This window comes from Streptomyces sp. SudanB182_2057 (genome assembly GCF_964272715.1).
GTDB classification, from domain to species: Bacteria; Actinomycetota; Actinomycetes; order Streptomycetales; family Streptomycetaceae; genus Streptomyces; species Streptomyces rubradiris.
In genome coordinates, this window is the sequence record NZ_OZ186798.1 from 4,077,051 (window position 1) to 4,098,248 (window position 21,198).

Annotated in this window: 15 protein-coding genes and 1 pseudogene; 6 read left to right on the top strand and 10 right to left on the bottom strand. The window is 74.4% G+C overall.

Translation table 11 applies throughout. The annotated features are described in order from the left end of the window. Positions 1 to 8: 8 nt before the first annotated feature. From ACSURM_RS17710 to ACSURM_RS17750, 9 genes and pseudogenes are all read right to left on the bottom strand, one after another. The gene (locus ACSURM_RS17710) at positions 9 to 3,317 is read right to left on the bottom strand and encodes a hypothetical protein (RefSeq protein WP_436956189.1); all 3,309 of its coding nucleotides are present in this window, start codon (positions 3,315 to 3,317) and stop codon (positions 9 to 11) included. A gap of 4 nt (positions 3,318 to 3,321) precedes the next feature. Beyond that, complete coding sequence (locus ACSURM_RS17715; protein WP_167345732.1) at positions 3,322 to 3,480, bottom strand: DUF6760 family protein; 159 nt, start codon at positions 3,478 to 3,480, stop codon at positions 3,322 to 3,324. Further along, positions 3,477 to 3,982 (bottom strand): annotated as a pseudogene (locus tag ACSURM_RS17720) (hypothetical protein). Before ACSURM_RS17720 ends, ACSURM_RS17715 begins: the two are co-directional and overlap by 4 nt. Further along, positions 3,979 to 4,419: a phage tail protein gene (locus tag ACSURM_RS17725; RefSeq protein WP_030609652.1), complete on the bottom strand. Its 441-nt coding sequence runs from the start codon at positions 4,417 to 4,419 to the stop codon at positions 3,979 to 3,981. Before ACSURM_RS17725 ends, ACSURM_RS17720 begins: the two are co-directional and overlap by 4 nt. Positions 4,420 to 4,472: 53 nt before the next feature. Next, positions 4,473 to 6,032 carry a phage tail sheath family protein gene (locus ACSURM_RS17730; RefSeq protein ID WP_436956192.1) on the bottom strand — a complete coding sequence of 520 codons (1,560 nt, stop codon included), beginning with the start codon at positions 6,030 to 6,032 and terminating at the stop codon, positions 4,473 to 4,475. 349 nt (positions 6,033 to 6,381) lie between these two features. Continuing rightward, entirely contained in the window at positions 6,382 to 8,493 is a 2,112-nt protein-coding gene (locus ACSURM_RS17735) for an ATP-binding protein (RefSeq protein WP_436956193.1), read from the bottom strand. Between the two features lie 101 nt (positions 8,494 to 8,594). Beyond that, positions 8,595 to 9,302, bottom strand: a complete 708-nt coding sequence (locus ACSURM_RS17740; RefSeq protein ID WP_436956195.1) for a DUF4255 domain-containing protein — start codon at positions 9,300 to 9,302, stop codon at positions 8,595 to 8,597. After that, positions 9,299 to 12,511: a hypothetical protein gene (locus ACSURM_RS17745; protein WP_436956196.1), complete on the bottom strand. Its 3,213-nt coding sequence runs from the start codon at positions 12,509 to 12,511 to the stop codon at positions 9,299 to 9,301. Before ACSURM_RS17745 ends, ACSURM_RS17740 begins: the two co-directional genes overlap by 4 nt. A 291-nt stretch (positions 12,512 to 12,802) precedes the next feature. Further along, on the bottom strand, positions 12,803 to 13,495 hold the full coding sequence (locus ACSURM_RS17750; protein WP_436961127.1) for a LuxR C-terminal-related transcriptional regulator: 693 nt from the start codon (positions 13,493 to 13,495) through the stop codon (positions 12,803 to 12,805). Positions 13,496 to 13,726: 231 nt separating this feature from the next. Here ACSURM_RS17750 and ACSURM_RS17755 point away from each other — a divergent pair, with 231 nt between their 5' ends. The 6 genes from ACSURM_RS17755 (at position 13,727) to ACSURM_RS17780 (ending at position 19,524) form a co-directional block, all read left to right on the top strand. After that, on the top strand, positions 13,727 to 15,106 hold the full coding sequence (locus tag ACSURM_RS17755; RefSeq protein WP_436956197.1) for a COG1470 family protein: 1,380 nt from the start codon (positions 13,727 to 13,729) through the stop codon (positions 15,104 to 15,106). Positions 15,107 to 15,429: 323 nt separating this feature from the next. Next, positions 15,430 to 15,768, top strand: a complete 339-nt coding sequence (locus ACSURM_RS17760; protein ID WP_436956198.1) for a MerR family transcriptional regulator — start codon at positions 15,430 to 15,432, stop codon at positions 15,766 to 15,768. A gap of 256 nt (positions 15,769 to 16,024) precedes the next feature. Further along, on the top strand, positions 16,025 to 16,228 hold the full coding sequence (locus ACSURM_RS17765; RefSeq protein ID WP_007383480.1) for a cold-shock protein: 204 nt from the start codon (positions 16,025 to 16,027) through the stop codon (positions 16,226 to 16,228). A gap of 217 nt (positions 16,229 to 16,445) precedes the next feature. Continuing rightward, complete coding sequence (locus ACSURM_RS17770) at positions 16,446 to 17,957, top strand: DEAD/DEAH box helicase (protein ID WP_436956201.1); 1,512 nt, start codon at positions 16,446 to 16,448, stop codon at positions 17,955 to 17,957. 79 nt (positions 17,958 to 18,036) lie between these two features. Further along, the gene (locus ACSURM_RS17775; RefSeq protein WP_436956202.1) at positions 18,037 to 18,336 is read left to right on the top strand and encodes an SCO5918 family protein; all 300 of its coding nucleotides are present in this window, start codon (positions 18,037 to 18,039) and stop codon (positions 18,334 to 18,336) included. Between the two features lie 174 nt (positions 18,337 to 18,510). After that, positions 18,511 to 19,524, top strand: a complete 1,014-nt coding sequence (locus ACSURM_RS17780) for a sigma-70 family RNA polymerase sigma factor (RefSeq protein ID WP_436956204.1) — start codon at positions 18,511 to 18,513, stop codon at positions 19,522 to 19,524. Between the two features lie 50 nt (positions 19,525 to 19,574). Here ACSURM_RS17780 and ACSURM_RS17785 read toward each other — a convergent pair whose 3' ends face one another. Then, positions 19,575 to 21,113 (bottom strand): alpha/beta hydrolase, encoded by a 1,539-nt coding sequence (locus tag ACSURM_RS17785; RefSeq protein WP_436961128.1) that lies wholly within the window; start codon positions 21,111 to 21,113, stop codon positions 19,575 to 19,577. Positions 21,114 to 21,198: the final 85 nt, after the last annotated feature.

Below are 21,198 nucleotides of genomic sequence, written 5' to 3' on the forward strand. Positions count from 1 at the left end.
CCGTGGTCTCAGCGGCGTCCGTCGTGCGGACGGCCGGTGCGCTCCCGGCCGCGGCGCAGTTCGGCACGGAGCAGCCGGGCCACCGGGTCGATCAGCCGGCGCGCCAGGTCGTCCAGGTCGAGACCGGGATCGGGCGGGTTCTCGGCCGTCCGCCGACCCGCGTTCCGGCCGGCGGACGAGGAACGGGATGACGAGCCGAGCGACGAGCCGGACGACGCGCCTGTCGACGTACCGGACGACGTGCCGGACGACGTGCCGGACACGGTGGCCGACCGCTGGCGGCCGCGCGTCGGCGCGGCCTGGGATCCGGCGTCACCGGCGCGCTGCACCACGGGCGCCTTGTCCCCGGTGGCACCGGCCCGCGCGGGGTGCTGCCACCGGACCACGGGCACGGGCACCGCGGGCGCCGGTGCCGGCCCGGCCGGCGGGCGTTCCGCGACCGGCGGCGCCTGCGGGGCGGTCACCGGAAGGGCCCGCGCGGGTACGGGCGCGGAGGGGGCCGAAGTGGTGGAGGCGCCCGGCCCGGACGACTCCGCGCGGGGCGGGGCCGGGCGGACGACGGGAACGCGTTGGACCGTGGCCGAGGGCTGCGGGCCGGGGCGCACGGGGGCGGAGGCGCGTACGGCCGCCGGACCGGAGGCACGGTGAGCGGGGGCCGGGGAGCCGGGTGCCGGCGCGGCCGGGGCCCGCTGGATCGTGGGCGCCGTGGGGGCGGGGCCGGGCCGGGCGGAGGTGTCCGGACCCTGGTGGTGCGGGGTGCCGGGCCAGCGGACCGGCACCACGGGACGGCCGGCGGGGCGCGGGGCGGCGGGCGCCGCCGCTCCCGCCGCGGGCCGGGTGTTCAGGGTGAGCGGGCGCGCGGCGAGCAGGGAGAGGGTACGGGGTGCCGCCGGGGCGGAGCGGGTCACGGTGAGCGGAGGCTGCCCGGCCGCTCCCGGACGCCGGGCACCCGAAGCGCCCGGAGCACCGGACGCGCCCCCGGCCACGGCCCGAGCGACGACGACGGGTGTCTCGGCGGCGGATCCGGCACGCCGCGGCCCGCCGGGGGTCGTACCGGGGCGTCGCGTGTCTCCCGCCGGGGACGCCGCCGGGGACGGCGTGGCGGGGGCCTGGGAGGCGGCGGCCGGGCCCTGGGACGGTGTCACCAGCGGCGTGGCGGGACCGTCCGCGGAGTGGGCGACCCCCTCCGGGGTGCTCCCGCCGACGGGGTCCGCCGCCAAACCGCGCCGCACCGCGCCCTCGCCCAGCAGCGGCGCGTCCGGACCTCCGCCGGAGCGCGACGGCGTACCGGCTCCGGGAGCGCGCCCCTCATCGGAATCCGCCGCCGAACGACGCTGTACGACGCCCGTCTCGGCCGACGGCGCTTGCTGAGCCCCGCCCGAGCGCGACGACGTACCGGCGCCGGTGGCACCCTCCGCCGAACGACGCTGTACGGCACCCTTCTCGGCCGACGGCGCGTCCTGAGCACCGCCCGAGTTCGACGGCCGGGCGGTCTCCCGGGCGCCCGTGTCCCCCACGGCGCTCCGCTGCACGACGGGCTTCTCCACCAGCGGCGCGTGCGGGCCGCTTCCGGCGCGGGCACCGGCCGTCGGGGCACCCCCGCCGGCCGGGTCCGCCGTCGCACTCCGCTGCACGACACCCTTGCCCAACAGGGGTGCCGTCAGCCCGTGTCCGGGACGGTCACCGGTCTCCGGAGCGCTCCCGTCGGCGGGGCCGGCCGCCGGGCGGCGCTGCACGGTACCGGGGCCCGGCAGTTGAGCGCCCGCGCCGTTTCCTCCGGTCGCGGGCGGCGTGGCCCCGGTGGGCGTACGTCCTTGGTCCGGCGTGGCTCCGGGTGCCCGGTCCTGCCGTGCCCGAGCACGTCGGTCACCCCGGCCGCCCGGGATGTCGGCGCTCGGCGGCAGCTCGGGCAGCGGCGCGCCCAGGCCGCCGCGGGCGCGTGCCCCACTGCGGGCGGAGGGCCGGCTCGGGCCGCCCGCGGGGCCGTCCGGGGTGCGCGAGGCCGCGCCCTTGGACCCGCCGTCGGACGAGCCCGGGGTGCCGGACGCGCCCTCGGCCTGGCGCTGCACGACGGGGAGCGCCGGAGCGGGGCCGGACGTGGCGCGCTGGACAGGGGGGTTGTCGGTCAAGGGTCGCGCGGTGGGCGGGAGTTCGGTGAGCGGGGCGCCAAGGGGGGCACGGGTCGCCGTACCCTGCGCGGCGTCGGCCGGACGCGCCCGCGTCCCGGCCTCGGTGGACGCGGCGGAGTGGCCGCCGGGCGCCCCGGGGGCCTCGGGCGCCTTGTCTGCGGCGGGGCGGGCCGGTGCCTGGGCGCCCTTGACCGGGGCCGGCGCCGGGGCCGGGGGGCGCAGTGCGGGGACGCGGCGCACGGGACCGGCCGGGCGGCGGGCCACGGTCAGGGAGGGGCTCGTCGGGCGGGGCCGGACGGTCGGACGGGGCACGTCGGGCGCGGCGGGCGCGGCGGAGCCGGGGGCTCGGGACACCTGGGCCCGCGCACCCCCTCCGGAGCCGGACCGCGCCTGAGAGGCCGGCCCGCCCGACGCGACCGCGCCCGGGACCGCCGTAACCCGGCGCACCACCGGGATCTCCGGTACGGCGGGCCAGTGGCCGGGACCGGGCGGAGCGACCACCGGGCCGGCACCGGGCTCGACCGACCGCTGAATGGCGGGAGACGACGAGGCCAGCACGGCGGGAGAAGCACCGGACGTGAGGCCACGGCTCGGCGAGGCGTCCCCCGTACGCCCCTCCCCCGCGGCCCCGTCACGGGAGGCACGGGAGGCACGGGAAGCCCCAGGCCGTACGCCCGGAGCGGCCGAACCGGAGGACGTCGAACCGGAGGAAGCCGAACCCGACGACGTCGAGCCCGAGGAAGCCGAATCAGCCGGCGCCGCCCCGTCCGGAGTCTCCCGGTCCCCCTCCCGCCGCAACGCCCGCAGCAGCAGCGGACCCCCTTCCGGGCTGGCGGCCCGAGGGGTGGCCGGGCGGTGGGTGACGCCGTGCACCAGGCCCGTGGGGGCCGTGGGCAGCAGGGCGTGGGCGAGGCCGGAGTCGAACGACGGGTTCTGCCAGGCGGCGAGGCCGGACCGGAAGGCGAGACCGTCACTGACGCCGAGCGGCGCCCGGGACACGGTCAGCTCCGGCGGCGCGGTACGGCGCCAGCCGCCGTCCCAGTCGGCGGGCACGGAGGCGGCGGGAGCGTCCGGCGCGGCGGCGGCCGGAGCACCGGGCACGGCGGCAGCCGGGGCGCCGTCACGCTCCCCGCGCCGCACGCCCCCCGCCCCGGCGGACCGGCGGCGCAGCCTGTCCCGCCATGCCATGTGCTCAACCGCCTTCGTTCACGCGGGTGTTGATACGGGCGATCTCGGCCACCCACTGCCGTCGTTCGTCATGCGTCAGGTCGAGGACTTCCTCTCTCGACCAGTGGAAGTGATAGGCGATGTACGCGACCTCCTCCCGGAGCCGGGGAAGGGCGTACGTCACGATTCCCCCAGGCGCCCACCCGAGAGGTCGACCTCGAAGCCGCCCTCGCAGTGCGGACAGGTCACCGCCGCCCGGTGTGGCCCTCGCTGTTCACACGGCGGTAGAAGTCCTGGAGGAAGGCCACGTCGGTGGCGTACATCCGTTCCACGATCCCGGCGTGCACGTCGGTGATGGTGCCGAGCCGGGTGATCACCTGGCTCAGCAGCACCACGCTCAGGTACGCCGGGTTCTCCTTGACCCGCAGGTCGATCTGCGGCCGCAGCTCGTCCCGGGCCGTGGCCAGGCGCATCGCGCCCTCGCGGTGCACCGTGCCCGCCTCGTCGACGTAGCCGCGCGGCAGCACGAACTCGAACTCGGTGCGCAACCCGTGCGGTTCCTCGCGGGGCGGCGGGGCCGGAGCGGCGGCGGGGGGTGCCGCCGCCGGCTGCTCGGTCGCCGTGGCGGGCGTCGTCAGCTGGAGGATCTCCTCCAGGTTGCCCGCCGTCACGGTACGACGCCTCATTCGACGATGATCTCCTCGAACACGATGGTGACGGACTCGGTGGCCGCGGCCGACTCGCCTGCCTTGAGGGAGGGGCCCTCCCACTTGGAGGCCCAGCCCTGCATCAGCTGGATCCGGCGGACCGTGTTGCCCTCGGAGTCCTTGATCTCGATGGTGAGGTTCTGCCGGGCGGTGTTCACGGCCCCGTTGTTCAGGGTCTCCTTGATCCAGTTGGTGAACTCACTGCTCTGGTCGAGTCCCCGGGTGATCGTGATCTCGCCCGCCTGCCGGCCGCCGGGCTGCTTGCGGATGATCTGCTTGCCCTCAGCGGTGACCTGCTTGACCTCGACGACGTCCTCCTCGACGGTCAGCCCGCTGATCTCCTGGATCGATTCGACCAGGTAGCCACCGAGCTGCACGCCGAAGACGTGGGTGGAAAGAGCATCGCCCGTTGCCATGACTGTCTGTCACCTTCCGTTGCTGGACCCGCGGGTCACTGGTCTGGCTCGTCTCACTCGTCGATGAGACTGGTGCTGTCGGAGAACTGGGCCAGCCGGAACACCACGAACTCCGCGGGCTTGACCGGCGAGACGCCGATCTCGCAGACGACCCGGCCCTGGTCGATGGACTCCTGCGGGTTGTTGTCGCGGTCGCACTTGACGTAGAACGCCTCTTCGGCGGTGCGGCCGAACAGCGCGCCCCGGCGCCACTCCTCGGTGAGGAACGCGGTGACGTTGCGCCGGATGCTCGACCACAGCCGGTCGTCGTTCGGCTCGAAGACCACCCACTGGGTGCCCAGGAGGATCGACTCCTCCAGGTAGTTGAAGAGCCTGCGCACGTTCAGGTAGCGCCAGGCCGGGTCGGAGGAGAGCGTGCGGGCGCCCCAGATCCGGATGCCCCGGCCGGGGAAGGCGCGTACGCAGTTCACGCCGATCGGGTTGAGCAGGTCCTGCTCGCCCTTGCTGAGCCGCAGCTCCAGGTCGACCGCGCCGCGGATCACCTCGTTGGCGGGCGCCTTGTGCACGCCGCGCTCGGCGTCGCTGCGCGCCCACACACCGGCGATGTGACCGCTCGGCGGGACCGTGGTGTTGCGTCCGGCGGCCGGGTCGAAGACCCGCACCCACGGGTAGTACAGGGTGGCGTACCGGGAGTCGTAGCCCGCCTCGTCGTTGCGCCAGGTGCGCACCTGCTGGGCGTTGAGCCCGGGCGGGGTGTCCAGGACCGCGACCCGGTCGCCCATCTGCTCGCAGTGCGAGATCACGGCGAGCTGCACGGTGCGCACGCCCTCGGCGTCGATGTCGCCGCGCTGGTAGGCGCTCATCAGGTCCGGCACCGCGACCATGGTGATCTCGTCGATGGTCTCCAGACCGCCGAACCCGGTGCGGGCCGCGGCGTCGCCGACGTACTCGGACGGGTCGAGGCGGGCCACCGCGCCGGAGCCGGCCGGGGCGGGCGCGGCCGGGGCCTCGGCGAGCGGCACGGTCTGGTTGGCGGGCCGGGTCTGGGTGGCGCCCTGCTGCTCGGTGACCTCGATCAGCCGGGAGCCGCGGGCCTGGGTGACCAGGTATCCCTTGACGTTCTTCCGGGTGGATGCCTCGTAGGTCTCCGCGACCTGGTCGCCCTGGCGGACCAGCACCTTGAAGCGGTCCTCCGGCGGGTTCTCGCCGTCGGCGTCGGCGATCTCCACCGACACGCCGGTGGCGCCCGGCCGGGCCGCGATCAGGAAGCCGCCCAGCTCGGCCGGCTGGGCCGCCCGGGCCTCGCGCCGCCCGCCGGCGTCGGCCGCCGGGGCGGAGGCGTCCTGGGCGGAGCCGCCGATGCGCACGATGTAGGCGGCGCCGCCGCCGTTGGCGAAGTAGCCGTAGACCGAGTGGGCCAGATAGGTGCCCTCGGTGAAGCCGCCGAACAGCTGGGTGTACTGGTCCCAGCTGGTGACCAGCGTCGGGGTGTGGAACGGGCCGGTCTCGGCGAACCCGACGAACGCGGCGACGGCGGTGCCGACCCCTTCGATCGGTCGGGCACCGGACTGCACCTCCTCCACGTACACGCCCGGGGTGAGGTACGTCGGCATGCTCGCTCCTTCGGGGTCCTTGCGGGTGGGTCACCTGTGTCCAGGCCGAGTCTGCGGGGCGGATGGGCCGGGGGAACAGGGACGTGCGGACCCGACCGGGGGCAGGACCGCTGCCTTTCCCATCCCGCCCGGACCGTCCGCCCGCCCTCCCCCGTTGCCCCGGTTCTGCCCCTACGCCCCTGGACATGCCGGACATGCCGGCGGTGCACTGGGTCGCCGACGGGGTGCGGACGCGGATATCGCCGTAGGGGTGCCGGTGCGCCGGGGCTGGTCGCGCGGTTCCCCGCGCCCCTGGGGAGTTGCCGTCGCCCGGGTCCTCAGGGAACCGCCTACCCGCGATCCCGGCCCGTCAGGCGCCCACGGCCTCCGACAGGTACGGGCCGAACTCGGTCTCCAGGACCAGGCGGCCCAGCTTGCGGTACTCCTGGGCGATCGCCGTCACCACCTGGCTCATGGTGAGCGGTGTCCCGGATTCGGCAGCGAGGTAGGCCGCGGTCACCGCGCAGGCCCGGATCGAGCCGCCGGCCAGTTCGAAGCGGTCGGCGCAGAACCCGAGGTCCAGGTCGCCGGCCCGGGGCAGACGGTCGCCCAGGCAGCGTTCCCACAGGGCGAGCCGCTGGGTGGCGTCGGGCACCGGGAAGTCGGCGATCACGTCCAGCCGGCGGGTGAACGCCTCGTCCAGGTTGGCCCGCAGGTTGGTGGTCAGCACCGCGATCCCGTCGAACGACTCCATGCGCTGGAGCAGGTACGCCGACTCGATGTTGGCGTGCCGGTCGTGCGCGTCCTTCACCTCCGAGCGCTTGCCGAAGATCGCGTCGGCCTCGTCGAAGAGCAGCACGGCGTTGACCGCCGACGCCTCGGTGAAGATCCGCTCCAGGTTCTTCTCGGTCTCGCCCACGTACTTGTCGACCACCGTGGACAGGTCCACCACGTACAGGTCCATGCCCAGGTCCGCTGCGACGACCTCGGCGGACATGGTCTTGCCGGTGCCCGACTCGCCCGCGAACAGCGCGATCACCCCGCGTCCGCGTCCGCCGCCGGGCCGCATCCCCCACTGCCCGAGGACCTGCTCCCGGTGGCGGGCGCGCAGCGCGAGTTCGCGCAGCCGCCGGTGGGTGAGCGGCGGCAGCACCAGGTCGTCCCAGCCGACCGAGGGCTCCACCCGGCGGGCCAGCCGGTCCAGGCCCGCGCCGTTCTGGGCGCGTACGGCGGTGCGCAGGTCGTCGGGGTGGACCGGGCGGCCCGCGACGGCGGCGGTGCGCACGGCCACGTCGGCGGCGCGGCGCACCTGCCCGGAGTCCAGGCGGTGCGCGGCCACCGCCCGGGCGAGGGCCTCGGTGTCATCCGGTACGGAGCCGTCACCGGCGGCCCGCTCCAGGGCGTGCCGCCAGCGTGCCGCCTGCCGCTCGGGCGAGGGCGCCGGCACGGTCACCACGACGGGGGTGTCGGCGGCCCAGAGCGGGTCCCAGCCGGGGGTGCCGTGGATCAGCAGGGGGATGCCGCGCAGCGCCGAGCACAGTGTCCGCAGCGTGCGGGCGCGTTCGGCGGGTTCGTCGGGCAGCGCCTCCAGCGGGCCGAGGACCACCCCGGCGCCGGTCAGCCGGGCTTCGAGAGCGGCCACCCGCGCCAGCTCCGGGACGTCGCCGGAGCGCCGTGCGAGCGCCGCCGCGTCCAGCACCAGGGGGCGCAGGCCGGCCGCGCCGAGCGCGGCGACGGCCAGGCCGCCGGTGTCGCCCCGGCCGCGCAACTGCACCAGGCCGGTGCCGGTCCGAACGGCCGCCGCCGTGCGGCGCACCGCCTCGGGCTCGGCGGTCGGGTCCTCGCGGGCCTCGTCGAGCACGCCGGCCAGCCGGGCGTCGGGCCACGCGTTGCCGAGGAGATGGGCGGTGACCCGGTCGGGCACCACCAGGACCCGGGACAGCGGGGGCCGTTCCGGTTCGGTGACCTCCACCAGGCCGCCCGCGACCAGCGGGGCTCCGGGGGCGAGCCGGAACCGCGCGGGTGCCGCCCCGGCGAGCCCGCACAGCTCCAGGGCCAGTCCGACGGTGGGCCGGCGGCGGGTCAGGTCGTCGTTGAGGTAGCCGTAGAGCCGCTCGAACCGCGCGTCGAGGTCGGGTGCCACCGCGACCAGGAGCAGATCCAGGTCCAGCGGTGACAGCCCGAACCGCGCGGCGAGAGGGGCGAGGACGGAACCGGCCGGCGGCTGCCAGGGGTCCGGGCCGGGCAGGCCGAGCCCGCCCGGCCCGTCCAGGATGCGCGCCGCCGCCTCGGGGGTGAGGTACTGCCCCCGGTACGGGTCGTCGGGGTCGGGGTCCCCGGCCCGCCGCTCCTCCACCGCCCACCGCACCCGCTCCTCGACGGCCCGCAGCCGCTCCCACAGCGCGTCCACCGGGGCGCCCGGCTCCACGGACGGCTCCCCGGACGGCTCTACGGACGGCTCGACGGTGGCGTGGTGCGTCACGGAAGTCTCGTCGGTCTCGGTGATCTCGATCGTCTCGGCGGTCTCAGAGGTATCGCGAGTATCGCGGGTATCGAGGGTCCCGCCAGTCCCGGTCCTGCGGGTCACGGCTGGCGGTCTCCCCGGTGGCGGCGGCGGGCGGGGGCCGGGCCCCGTTCGCGGGGGCCGGCGAAGCCCTGCGGGCCCGGGTCGCTCACCTCCGTGTAGCGCAGCCGGCGCCCGGGGTCCGCCTGCCCGTCCGCGCGCCGCGCGGCGGAGCGCACGACGAGTCCCTCGGTGACCGGCGGCGCGACGGCCGTGACCGCCCCGGCGAGCGGTGCCCGCACCCGTACCCCCAGCGACGCCTTCAGTTCGCCGCCGAGCGCCGACCACACATCGGCGGCGGCCGGTACGTCGGCGGCGGCCCCGGCGACGTCCAGGCCCACGGTCAGGCCCAGTTCGGCGAGCGTGCCGGTGAGCAGCCGCGCGGGCAGCGTGTCGAAGGAGACCAGGCTGGAGAGCACCTGCGACAGCAGCCGGTGCTCGTCCTGCGGGCGGCTCGCCCACGCCGTGACCAGGTACGTCAGGTCGAACCAGCGGGGCGGGGTGCGCCGCGCCACGAGCTGCCCGTCCGCGTCGTACACCTCCCCCGCGCCGGAGCCGCGCCGGGTGGCGTCCTCCCGGATGTCGTACAGGAAGGCGCACACGGTGGGCGCGCTGCGGCGCGCCGCCCAGTCCCGGGTGGGGGCGTCGAAGACGATCTCGACGCCCGACGCCTCCAGGCCGGACTCGCCGAGCAGCCGGCGCAGCCCCTCGTCGACCTCGTGGATCACCGGCGGGTCACCTCGTCGGGCGGCTGGATGCTGCCGCTGACCACCAGGAAGTCGGTCTGCACCGGGGAGAATCCGGGACCCTTGGCGATGATGACGCGCGGCCCGGTCTGGTCCTTGGCGAGGATGAGGAGCTGGCCGATGAAGGTGCCGTCGGGCTTGGGCACGGTCGGCGCCGCCGCCGCGGTGATCCCCGGCTTCCAGGTGAACCGCACCGGCACTCCGGGCGGGAAGTCCTTGCCGCGCACGGAGGTGACGAAGCCGGGCTTGCCGATGTCCGGTGCGGCGATGATGCGCGGCTGGAGGATGCGCAGCCGCTGCCGGGCGGTGTTGTCACCGCGGTCGGCGTCCGTGCCGGTGGTGGTGAGCACGCCGGTGACCTGGCCGGTCATCGCCTTCTTGGGGCTGAGGACGACGCGTACGACCGTGCTCGCGCCCGGCTGGAGGTCCGGCAGCGCGCACAGCCAGGAGGCGTCGCAGCCCGGCGGGGGCCCGCTGTCGGGGATGCCGGCGGGCAGCCCGATGCGCAGCCGCAGCCCGGTGGCCAGCGCGTTGCGGCCGTTGCTGACGGTGTACGTCACCACGACGCGTCCGCCGACGTAGCCGGGGTTCGGCTGGGCCGTGACGCGCACGCCGGGCCCGGCCTTCGGCGCCGGCGGCTGCGGCGGCACCGGCGGCACGGTGGGCGGCGGTGTCGGCGTCGGGGTGGGAGCCGGAGGCACGGTGGGCGTGGGTGTGGGAGTGGGGGTGGGCGTAGGAGTCGGGGTCGGGGTCGGCGGCGGGGGCGTGCGCACCGGCACCACGGTCCGGCCCGCGTTGTCGCTGGGCCGCGGGTCGAGGACCGTACCGGTGACCGACCAGCCGACCGGCACATCCCCCGGGGTGACCCCGGTGAGGGTGACGTCCACCGGGACCGTCGTGCCGGGCCGCACCACGCCCAGGTCGCACTGGAGGGACGTGGGGACGCACGAGCCGTCGGGCTTGGTGATCCGGGTGACGGTGACCCCGGCGGGCGGGTCGATGGTCAGCCGGGTGCCGGGAGAGGCGGCGGGGCCGTTGTTGACCACCTCGACGCGGACCGTGGTGGAGTCGCCGACGGTCACGTCCGGGACGGTGCCGGGCGCCCGGACGGCGAGGTCGACGGACTGCTGGACGCTGGGCTCCTTGTGCCGGCCCGGCAGGTCGTTGGTGAGCTTGGTCAGCTCGCCGGTGACGACGTTCAGCACCTTGAGCTTCTCGGGGCTGTTGACCGGCTGGCTGGGGCGGGAGCTGAGCACCAGGGACGTGCCGTCGGGCGTCCAGGCGGCGTCCCGGGGCTGGAACGGCCCGGGGTTCTCGGGCAGTTCGCGGTGGCAGGCGTCGTTCTGGTTCCGGGCGGAGCCGGGGAGGAGCACCCGGCAGTCCTTGCCGGACACGGAGGTCACGATGATGCCGTTGCGCTCGTCGATCCGGGAGGCGTCGTTCTTGCGGTTGAAGGCGATGCTGCCTCCGTCGGGGGAGAACGCGGGGCTGTCGTCGATGACCGCGCAGGTGCCCGGGCAGATCCTCTTGCTCAGGTCGTCCTGATCGCCCAGGTCGTTCACGGGCACGGTCCAGATGTGCTTGTTGCCGCCGGCGCCGTAGACCAGCTCGTCGCGGGTGAAGGCCAGCATCGTGCCGTCGGAGGACCAGGTGGGCTGGGCGTCGTGGCCCTTGAGCTCCGTGTCGGGCGGGACGATCGTGCCGGTGATCGCGCCGGAGGCGACGTCCGCGATGAGCACCTTGCTGGTGGGCGCGGCCCCGTCGGTGCCCGGCGAGATCCGGGTGAAGGCGAGGTACTTGCCGTCCGGCGAGAACGCCGGGTCGGTGTCCCGGTCGAGCGGCCCGCGTCCGGCGAGCCGCATCCGCTCCGGGTGCGTGCCGTCGGCGTCGGCCAGCCAGATCTCCTCGACGCGGCTGCCACGGTCGCCCGTGAAGCGGGTCACCACGATCCGGCGGCCGTCCGGTGTGTAGCTCTGCCGCTCGGTCCACGGGTCGTAGTCGGGCCCGGGCTGGAAGAGCGGGTCCTTCTTCGGGTCGATGTTGGTGTCGGCCTCCGGATCCTCGTTCAGGATCGTCAGGTTCAGGTCGCGGGGGTCGGCCCCGTCCGCCCGGATGTCCTGGAGCGTCACGGTGTGCGGGCCGTCGGCCGTGAGGTGCTCCACCACCGCCCGGCCGCCGTCGAGCGGGCCGAGCCAGGTGGGCGAGCCGATCTGCCGGTCCTCGTCCAGCACCAGCCCGGGCGTCCCGGTGTCGTGCCGCTTGGCGCGGAACACGTGGTCGTAGTTGCCCTCGCACTGGCAGGTGATCTCGGGGCTGAGGAACAGCACCTCGTCCCCGCCCGGCATCCAGGCCGGGGCGTGCGCCCGCCACTCCTCCCGGCCGACGCCGAGCAGCGGCCCGTCGGTGGTACCGGGGCCGTTCGTCTCCCTCAGCTGGGACCGGCCGTTGTCCTTGGTCGCGGTGTACGCGATGAGACCGCGGTGGTCCTCGTCGTTCACCGGGTTCCAGATCGGTTCGGTGGCCTTGCCGTTCTTGGGATCGGTGACCCGGCGGGGGGCGGTGTCGCCTTCCAGGGGCCGTACGTAGATCTGCGCTCCGTCCGCCGCGTCCTCGTTGCTGGAGTACGCCACCTGCTTCAGGTCCGGGGAGACCGTCGGGTACGTCTCGTCGGCGGAAGTGGCGGTGAGCTGCTTCAGTCCCTTGCCGTCGGTGCCGATCCGCCACAGGTCGCGCTGTTTCTTGCCGTCCGGGCCGCCGGGCCCGGCCGCGTCGAAGACGACGAAGGCACCGTCCGGCGCCAGCCGGGGGTGGGCCGCGTCCATGCCTGTGGTGAGGCGGACCACCTGACCACCCGCGGACCGCAGATAGATCTGCGGGTCCTTCTCGTCGCGGCGACTGGCGAAGACCAGCTGCTCGCCCATGGCGGACGGCTGGATGTCGTTGTGGACCGGGCCGTCGTCGTCGAACAGCGGGCCGCTCTTCGTGGTGGAGGTGGGCACGCCGAGACTGCGGTGCCGGGTGCCGGCGAACGCGATCCGCGTCTCCGCGGCGGTGGTGGCCACCCGTGGCGAGGCGTCGACGGTGCCGTTCTCGCCGGAGGCCGCGGTGGCGCCGAGCAGGGGGATCAGCAACAGCGCCGTCGCGCCGAGCCGCCCCAGGCGGTACCGCCCGCCGGGGCCAGCGGTTCCCATCAAGGTCCCCCTCGCAGTCTGGTGCGGCAATCCGGGTGTGCCCCCGCCACCCTGTCCCGGGCGCGCGCGGCGCGCGAGGGCGGCGGGGCCATACCCGGGGGAAACGCGCGGTGTGCTTTCGGGCAGCGCGCGTTGCCCGGCCGGACCGTACCGCCTGATCGGCAAGCGATACGGCCGGACCGTCGCGCCGGATCGGCCCGCTGTGCGGGCGGGCCGCCGTCGTACCGGATTGACCCGTTGTGCGGACGGGCCGTTCCGTCGGATCACCCGTCGTGTGGGCGGGCCGTTCCGTCAGATCAGCCCGTTGCGCAGCGCGTAGCCGACCGCGTGGGCCCGGTTGCGCAGCTGGAGCCGGGTGATGACCTCGTGGAGGATGTTCTTGACGGTCCGTTCGGAGTACGAGGTCTTGCGGGCGATCTCGGCGGTGTCCAGGCCCTCCGACACCATCCGCAGCATGTCCGCCTCCCGGGTGGTCAGCGTGGACAGGGACAGCCCCCGTGGGTCGAGCGCCGACCGCTGGAGGCTGCCCACGTGGCTGAGGAGCTTGCCGAGCAGGTCGCCGGGCAGGACGCCCTCGCCGTTGGCTATGGCGAGGACGAGCCGCAGCAGCTGGTCCTGGTCGGCCTCGGCGCGCCGCAGCACCGCCGCGACCCCGCACTCGATGACGCGTTGCAGCGAGCCGGAGCCGAGGGTGGCGACCACCAGGCCGGTGCGGGTGGCGGTGTTGTGCCGCAGCCGGTGCAGCAGCGCGGCCACGTCGTCGTCGACGTGGTCCACCACCACCAGCGACACCTGGGCCCGCTCGGCGTCGGCGTCGGCGAGCAGGTCGATCTCGGGGCGCTGCCGCAGTTGCTGGACGACGCCCAGGCGCAGCACGGGGTCGGCGGCGTACACCGCCACGGTGACCCGGTCGGGACGGTCGGCGGCCGGGGCCCGGTGCGCGGCCCAGGCCGGTGCCGGCCCGGGGGAGGTCGCGGTGGGCATGGCCGGCCCGGCTTGTTCAGAGCTGGACATAAGGGGTACCTGTCTGATGAGTACTGGTCGGAGGACGCGGGGACGGGGACGAGCGCCGCTGGACGGCGCACCCGGGACAGCGGCCGGTCAACGGTCCGCTGCCCTCGGGGAGTTGATGGGTGACCTCAGGGGCACCGGGACTGCCCGGGCATTGCCCTCGCGCTTCTCGTCGCGTGCCCGGGCCCGGTCTACCGTGCTGGCGTGACGCCTTCTGCAGCCTCTTCCAGCCCCGGCGCTCCCGGACTCGACATCCCGGAAGTGACCGTGGCGCCGGGGGACATCGCCACGACCACCGTGACCGTGCGCAACGACAGCGACATCGTCGAGGCGTACAGCCTGGAGATCGTCGGGGACTGCGCCGCCTGGACCACCGTGGAGCCCGCGCGGGTCTCCCTGTATCCGGGCACGTCCGAGACGGTGACGCTCCGGCTGGAGCCGCCGCGGTCCCCGGAGGTCCGGGCCGGTGAGGTGCCCCTCGGGGTACGGGTGCTGCCGGCCGAGCACCCCGAGTCGGTGCGGGTGCTGGAAACCACCGTGCGCATCGGGGCGTTCCACGAGCTGCACAGCGAGCTGGCCCCGCGCAGGCGGCGCGGCTGGCTGCGCGGGCGGTACCGGCTGGCGGTGCGCAACCAGGGCAACACCCCCGTGCGGGTCGGCTTCACCGCCGGACAGGCGGGCGAGGAGCTGACGTTCGCCTTCACCCCGGCACAGCACCCGCTGGAGCCCGGCGAGTCGGCGGAGATCGGGCTGCGGGTCCGCACCGGCAAGCCGGTGTGGTTCGGCGCCCCGGTGGTGTGGCCGTTCACCGTGGACGCCGCCGAGGTGTCCGAGACCGGCGAGCAGGACGCGCCCCGGCCGGACGAACCCGCCGTGCGGGCGCCGCTGGACGCCGAGTTCGTCCAGATCCCGATCTTCCCCAAGTGGCTGCTCGCCCTGCTCGCGGCGCTGCTCGCGCTGTTGCTCGCCTGGTTCATGCTGGTCCGTCCGGCGGTGCGCAGTGCCGCCCAGGAAGCGGCCACCGAGGCGGTCCAGCCGCGGCCCACGCCCGCCGGGGAACAGGGCGGGGCCGGGCAGGCCCCGGGCACCGCCCCCGGCACGGGCACGGGCCCGAACGCGGGTACGGGCACGGCGCCCGGCGCCGGTTCCGGGGGCCAGGGCACGGGCGGTCCGGGCGGGACGGGCGGTGGCGGCACGGCGGTCGGAAACGGCAACGGGGTCGACGGTGGACAGGTCTCGCAGACCATCGACGTGAGGTCGAACCGCGGACAGACCAAGCCGGGCACGTATCCGGTGCCCGAGGACAACGTCTTCGAGGTCACGGACATCGTCATCGCCAACTTCCAGGGCGACGAGGGTCTGATGACGATCAGCTTCGGCAACCGGAAGATCACCACCATCGCGCTGGAGACCTTCCGCAACCAGGACTACCACTGGGTGACCCCCATCAAGATCCCCGAGAACGACACCGTGACCGTCGAAGTGACCTGCGAGAAGCCCGGAACTCCGGCTTCCGGGCGCCAGGCGCAGGGGTGCCACGAGGTCGTGAACGTGAGCGGGGTACTCCGGCGTACCGCCCAGTAACTCCAGCCTCATACTCCGAGGCATTGTGGGGTGATATTGGGTGTATCTGCCAAGAGTTTGATCTTGACACGACCGGAAACAGACGGCAAGAGGCCGGAAACCGCCGCTCCCGGGGCCACGAAGCCCTCCCCGGAGCGGCGGTTCCGTGCGTCCGGGGCGGGGCCCGGTGAGTCGGGCGCCGGCCGTCCTGGACGGCGCCGGTGAGCCCCGCCGGGGCCGCGCACCGCAAATCTGTCGCGGCGGCAGCACATACGCGCAAGCGCCGCCGTTAGGGTTGGAGGAACCGGGGACCGCACGGACCCCCGGCCCCGACCGAAGGTGCCATGCCCGACAACCCGCCCGCCCGCCATCTGGACGACGACGACTACCCCGCCTACACGATGGGCCGCGCCGCCGATCTGCTCGGCACCACGCCCGCGTTCCTGCGGGCCGTCGGCGAGGCGGGACTGATCACTCCGCTGCGCTCCGAGGGCGGCCACCGGCGGTACTCCCGCCGGCAGTTGCGCATCGCCGCCCGCGCCCGCGAGCTGGTCGGCCAGGGCACCCCCATCGAGGCCGCGTGCCGCATCATCACCCTTGAGGACCGGCTCGACGAGGCACTGCGGGACAACGCGGAACTGCGCCGCCGGCCGGACGGGCCGGGCACCGGCGACGACCACTGAGCGCGACGGATATCTGTTCCGGCCACTGGAGAATTACCCACAGGGAGCCGAAAGGTTTTCCGGCAGACGCGCTTCAGAATATCGCCCCCGCCCGGGCCGAAAGTCAAAAAAGCTGGGTGCGCCGGGCCGGGCCGTGTTACCGTGATAACAGTTGCAGTTTTGATTTCCGGACTTTCCGGGCCCCTGAGGGGCGATCATCGCGGCGACTCGCGATCCGCACAGTGCGGGTCACGGCATGCCCCTAGGGAGATTCAATATGGCATCTGGCACCGTGAAGTGGTTCAACGCGGAAAAGGGCTTCGGCTTCATCGAGCAGGACGGCGGCGGCGCCGACGTGTTCGCGCACTACTCGAACATCGCCACCTCCGGCTTCCGCGAGCTTCAGGAAGGCCAGAAGGTTACCTTCGACGTCACGCAGGGCCAGAAGGGCCCGCAGGCCGAGAACATCGTTCCCGCCTGACGCTGACGCGTTCCACGAGGACGGGGCCCGCGCTCTTGGGGTGCGGGCCCCGGTTCCGTTTGCCCGGCGAACGCCGGCCCCCCTTTTACCCGCCGAGCGGCCCTCTCCTGGCCTGCCGGCTCTTTCTTCGGCTCATTCTTGTGAATTCTGCCGCGGTTGCGCACCGCCGAAAGGAATTCCTCGACACGTGCCGCGCACATCGAGGAGGTTCCTCATCATGAACCGCACCCGTCGTACCCGAGGCGCCGCAGGCACCGGCGGTGCCGGTCGCCGTACCGGCAACGACTCCGCCCCTTTCCGGTCCGCACGGACCACGACGCGCGCCAAGGGTCCCCAGGGAAAGAGCCCGGGAGCCCGCCGGGCCCCCCGCGGTGAGTTCGCCCTGCCCGTCACCCTCACCGAGGCGCTGCCGCCGGCGGAGGACTTCGCCGAGCTGGACCTGCCCGAGCCGCTGCGGGACGCGCTGCGGGCCGAAGGCGTGACCGCGCCCTTCCCCATCCAGGCGGCGACGCTGCCGAACACGCTGGCCGGCCGGGACGTCCTCGGCCGCGGCCGCACCGGATCGGGCAAGACCCTCGCCTTCGGTCTCCCCCTGCTGGCCCGCCTGGCCGGCCAGCGGGCCGAGCCCCGGCAGCCGCTCGCCCTGATCCTCGTACCCACCCGTGAGCTGGCCCAGCAGGTCACCGAGGCCCTCGCCCCGTACGCGCGGGCGCTGCGCCTGCGCTCGGTCACCGTGGTCGGCGGCATGTCGATCGGCCGCCAGACATCCGCGCTGCGCGCCGGTGCCGAGATCGTCGTGGCGACCCCCGGCCGGCTCAAGGACATCATCGACCGCGGCGGCTGCCGGCTCGACCGCGTGGCCGTCACCGTCCTGGACGAAGCCGACCAGATGACCGACATGGGCTTCCTGCCCCAGGTCACCGCCCTGCTCGACCAGGTCCGCCCGGACGGCCAGCGGCTGCTGTTCTCGGCCACCCTCGACCGCAACATCGACCTGCTGGTGCGCCGGTACCTGCACGACCCCGTGGTGCACTCGGTCGACCCGTCGGCGGGCGCGGTCACCACGATGGAACACCACCTGCTGCACGTCCACGACGACGACAAGCACACCGCCGCCACCGAGATCGCCGCCCGCGACGGCCGGGTGATCATGTTCCTGGACACCAAGCACGCGGCGGAGCGGCTGGCCAAGCACCTGCTGTCGGTGGGCGTACGGGCCTCGGCGCTGCACGGCGGCAAGTCCCAGCCGCAGCGCACCCGGACCCTCGCCCAGTTCAAGGACGGCCACGTCACGGTCCTGGTGGCCACCAATGTCGCCGCCCGCGGCCTGCACATCGACGACATCGACCTCGTGGTGAACTTCGACCCGCCCGCCGACCACAAGGACTACCTGCACCGCGGCGGCCGCACCGCCCGCGCCGGCAAGTCCGGCACGGTCGTCACCCTCGTGCTGCCGCACCAGCGGCGCGCGGTGGACCGCCTCATGAACACCGCCGGCATCACCGCCCGTACCACCCGCGTACGCCCGGGCGAGCCCGAGCTGAACCGGATCACCGGCGCCCGCACGCCCTCCGGAGTGCCCGTCACCCTCGCCGTACCGGCCGCCGAACGCCCCCAGCGCACCGGCGCCGCCGGTGCCGCCGGGCGTGGCCGGGGCGGGCGGTCCCGGCGGGGCCGGGGACCCCGGCGCGCCCCGTCCGGGCGCCCCGCCGCCGAGGGAAGCCGCTGACCCCCACGCACCCCGGCCGCCGGGCGGCCCCGCGCCCCGACGGCCCCGTCCCCACCCCGACCGCTCCGCTGGAGGCACCATGCGCTGTGTCATCGCCCGTTTCCCCTTCGACCTGACCAAGTCCGAGGTCGAGCAGTCGATGGAGGGCGTCTCCCCCGAGCCCGCCGTCGGCGTCTGCGTGACCGTCGGCGGCCACGTCTACCCGGTCAAGCAGGTCGGCCAGGTCATCACCGGACAGGACCGCCGCGATTTCACGGCGGCCGAGGTGAGCCGGGCGCTGACCAGGCTCGGCTTCACCTGCCACGAGGCCGCGGCGCCCCGCCCGCCGGAGCACCGCGAGCCCTCGGCACTGCCCTGGGCGGACACCCCGCTGGCCTAGTAGGTCCTGTCGCCGGTCCGTGGAGCGCCCGGTCCGCCCCGCGCCCGCCGGTACCGCCCGGCAGTCGGGGCGCCGGTGCGCATCCCGGGGGCGGGGCCGGGTACCCGGCGGTCGCTGGAAGCCCGGGCTCTGGCGCACAGAGCCGAAGCGACAGGAGTCGGAGGCCGGAAGACAATGCCTGGTCCGGCACGCACCACCACGGCCGACCCGCGGCAGCGCCGCCGTACCGCGGCCCGGTCCGCACGCCCGCGGAGCCGGGTCCCCGAAACCGGTGACGAGGCCGATCTGCTCGGCCAGTACCTGAACCAGATCGCCGCGACCCCGCTGCTCGACGCCGAGGACGAGGTCCGCCTCGGCGGGCTCATCGACGCGGGTCAGTACGCCGCCGGGGAACTGGAGCGGGACACCGCGCACCACCTCCCGGCGCACCGGCGCCACGAGCTGGAGGCCGCCGTACGCGACGGCCGGCACGCCAAGGACCACATGATCCGGGCCAATCTGCGGCTCGTGGTGTCGATCGCCAAACGGCACGCCCACCGCGGGGTGCCCCTGCTGGACCTGATCCAGGAGGGCAACCTCGGGCTGATCCGGGCCGTGGAGAAGTTCGACCACACCAAGGGCTTCAAGTTCTCCACGTACGCCACCTGGTGGATCCGCCAGGCGATCGAGCGGGGCCTGGCCCAGCACGCCCGTACCGTCCGGCTGCCGATGCACGTCGTGGAGCAGTTGCAGAAGCTGGCGAAGGTCGAGCGGCAGCTCCAGCTGCGCATCGGGCACGAGCCGTCGGACGACGAGGTGGCGCGGGAGAGCGGCCTCGCCGAGGACCGGGTCGCCTGGCTGCGCCGGGTCGGCCGGCAGACGATCAGCCTGGACACGCCCGTGGACGACACCGGCGAGACCGTGGTCGGCGACCTCATCCCGGCCACCGACGTCCTCCAGGCGCCCCAGGTCGCCGAGTACCGCGCGCTCGCCGAGGACCTCCGGGACGCGCTGGGCGTGCTGGCCCCGCGCGAGGCCATGATCCTCAGCCTGCGCTACGGGCTGCACGACGGTCACCCGCGCACCCTGCAACAGGTGGCCGAGCAGGTGGGGCTGACCCGGGAGCGCGTACGCCAGCTGGAGAAGGAGTCCCTCGTCCGGCTACGGGCCCCCGAGACGGGCGAACGCCTCCTGGACTGGGCGGGCTGAACCGGACCGGGCGGGCCGGATGCCGCGGGGCGGGCGGGCCGGCTCCGGTGTCACGAGTTCTCCGGTGACGGGGCCGCCCGGCAGGTCATGTCCCGGTCCAGGTCGCCGCGCAGGAAGTAGGCGTCGACCCGGTCGTTGACGCACGGGTTGCGCCCGGTGGTGACGCTGTGCGCCCCGGCGCCCTTGACGGTGAGCAGGCCCGAGTTCGGGAACCGCCGGTGGAGCTCGACGGCTCCCTCGTAGGGGGTCGCCGCGTCTCCGTCGTCCTGTACGAGCAGGACGGGCGGCAGTTGCTTGGCCCCCTTGACGTCGATCGGCGTGTGCTGGGTGCCGGGCCAGGTCGCGCAGGGGAGGTTCTGCCAGGTGCTGAACCACGCCATGAAGGGGCTCTTGGCGTTCAGGCGGCCGGCGTCCCGGTCCCAGCGGCCGAAGTCGGTGGGCCACTTGGCGTCCGCGCAGTTGACGGCGGTGTAGGCGGCTGCGGCGTTCTCTTTGACGGCGTTGCCCTTGGTGTCGGAGGGATTCGCCCCGGCGTCCTTGACGAGCTTCTCCGGGTGACCGGCCTCGTACTCGCTCCACGCCTCGGCCTTCAAGGGCCATGCCTGGTCGAAGTACACGACCTTCTGGAACGAGTCGATCAGCTCGTGGGGGCCGACGGTGCCACCGATCGGATGCCGCTCGGCGGTGGTCAGCAGTTTCTGCCACCGGTCCCGTACCTTCGCCTGGGTGTCGCCGAGGTGGTACTTCGCGTCGTTCCGGGCGACCCAGGCGGTCCAGTCGGCGAAGCGGCGTTCGAAGTTGGGGATCTGGTCCTGGTGCATCCCGTACCAGATCTTGTCCGGTGAGGGGTTGACGACGGAGTCGAGCACCATGCGCCGCACGTGGTCGGGGAAGAGGGTGCCGTAGACCGCGCCGAGGTAGGTGCCGTAGGAGATACCCAGGTAGTTCAGCTTCGGTTCGCCCAGGGCGGCCCGGATCACTTCCAGGTCGCGCGCGGTGTCCGGGGTGGTCAGGTGCGACAGCAGCGCACCGCCGCGCTTCCGGCAGCCCTGGGCGTACGCCTGTGCGTCGTCCCGCAGCCGCTTCTTGTCGGCCTCGCTGTCCGGGACGGGATCGGGCTTGGGCCCCTTGGCGAACTCTCGCGGATCGGCACAGGAGACCGGTGCCGAGTGCCCGACCCCGCGGGGGTCGAACCCCACGAGGTCATAGGCACGTGCGACGTTCACCCACACGTCGTTGATGAGCCCCTTGAGCGCCGTCATGCCGGAGGCGCCGGGCCCGCCCGGGTTGAGCACCAGCGCGCCTTGACGGTCCTGTGCTTCACCGGGGCCGGCGAGCCGGTCGAGCCACAGGGTGATGGTCTCGCCGTCCGGCTCGGCGTAGTCGACGGGAACCGTCACCGATCCACAGCGGAATTCCTTGAACAATCCCCAGTCGGACGGGCACGCCTTCCAGTCGACACCCGCCTTCGCCGCCCGGGCGGCGGCTTCCCTGACCCCGCGGGCCTCGGCCCCGGTGCCCCGCGCAGACGTTGCCTCGGTATGCGCCTCGGAGGTGGTTCCCTCGCTCTTGTCCGTGACACCCGCCATCACCACGGCGCCGATCGCGACCACGACCGCACCCGCCCCGGCGACACCGACCAGCCCTCTCACGAAGGACTCCTTTCCCGGCGCG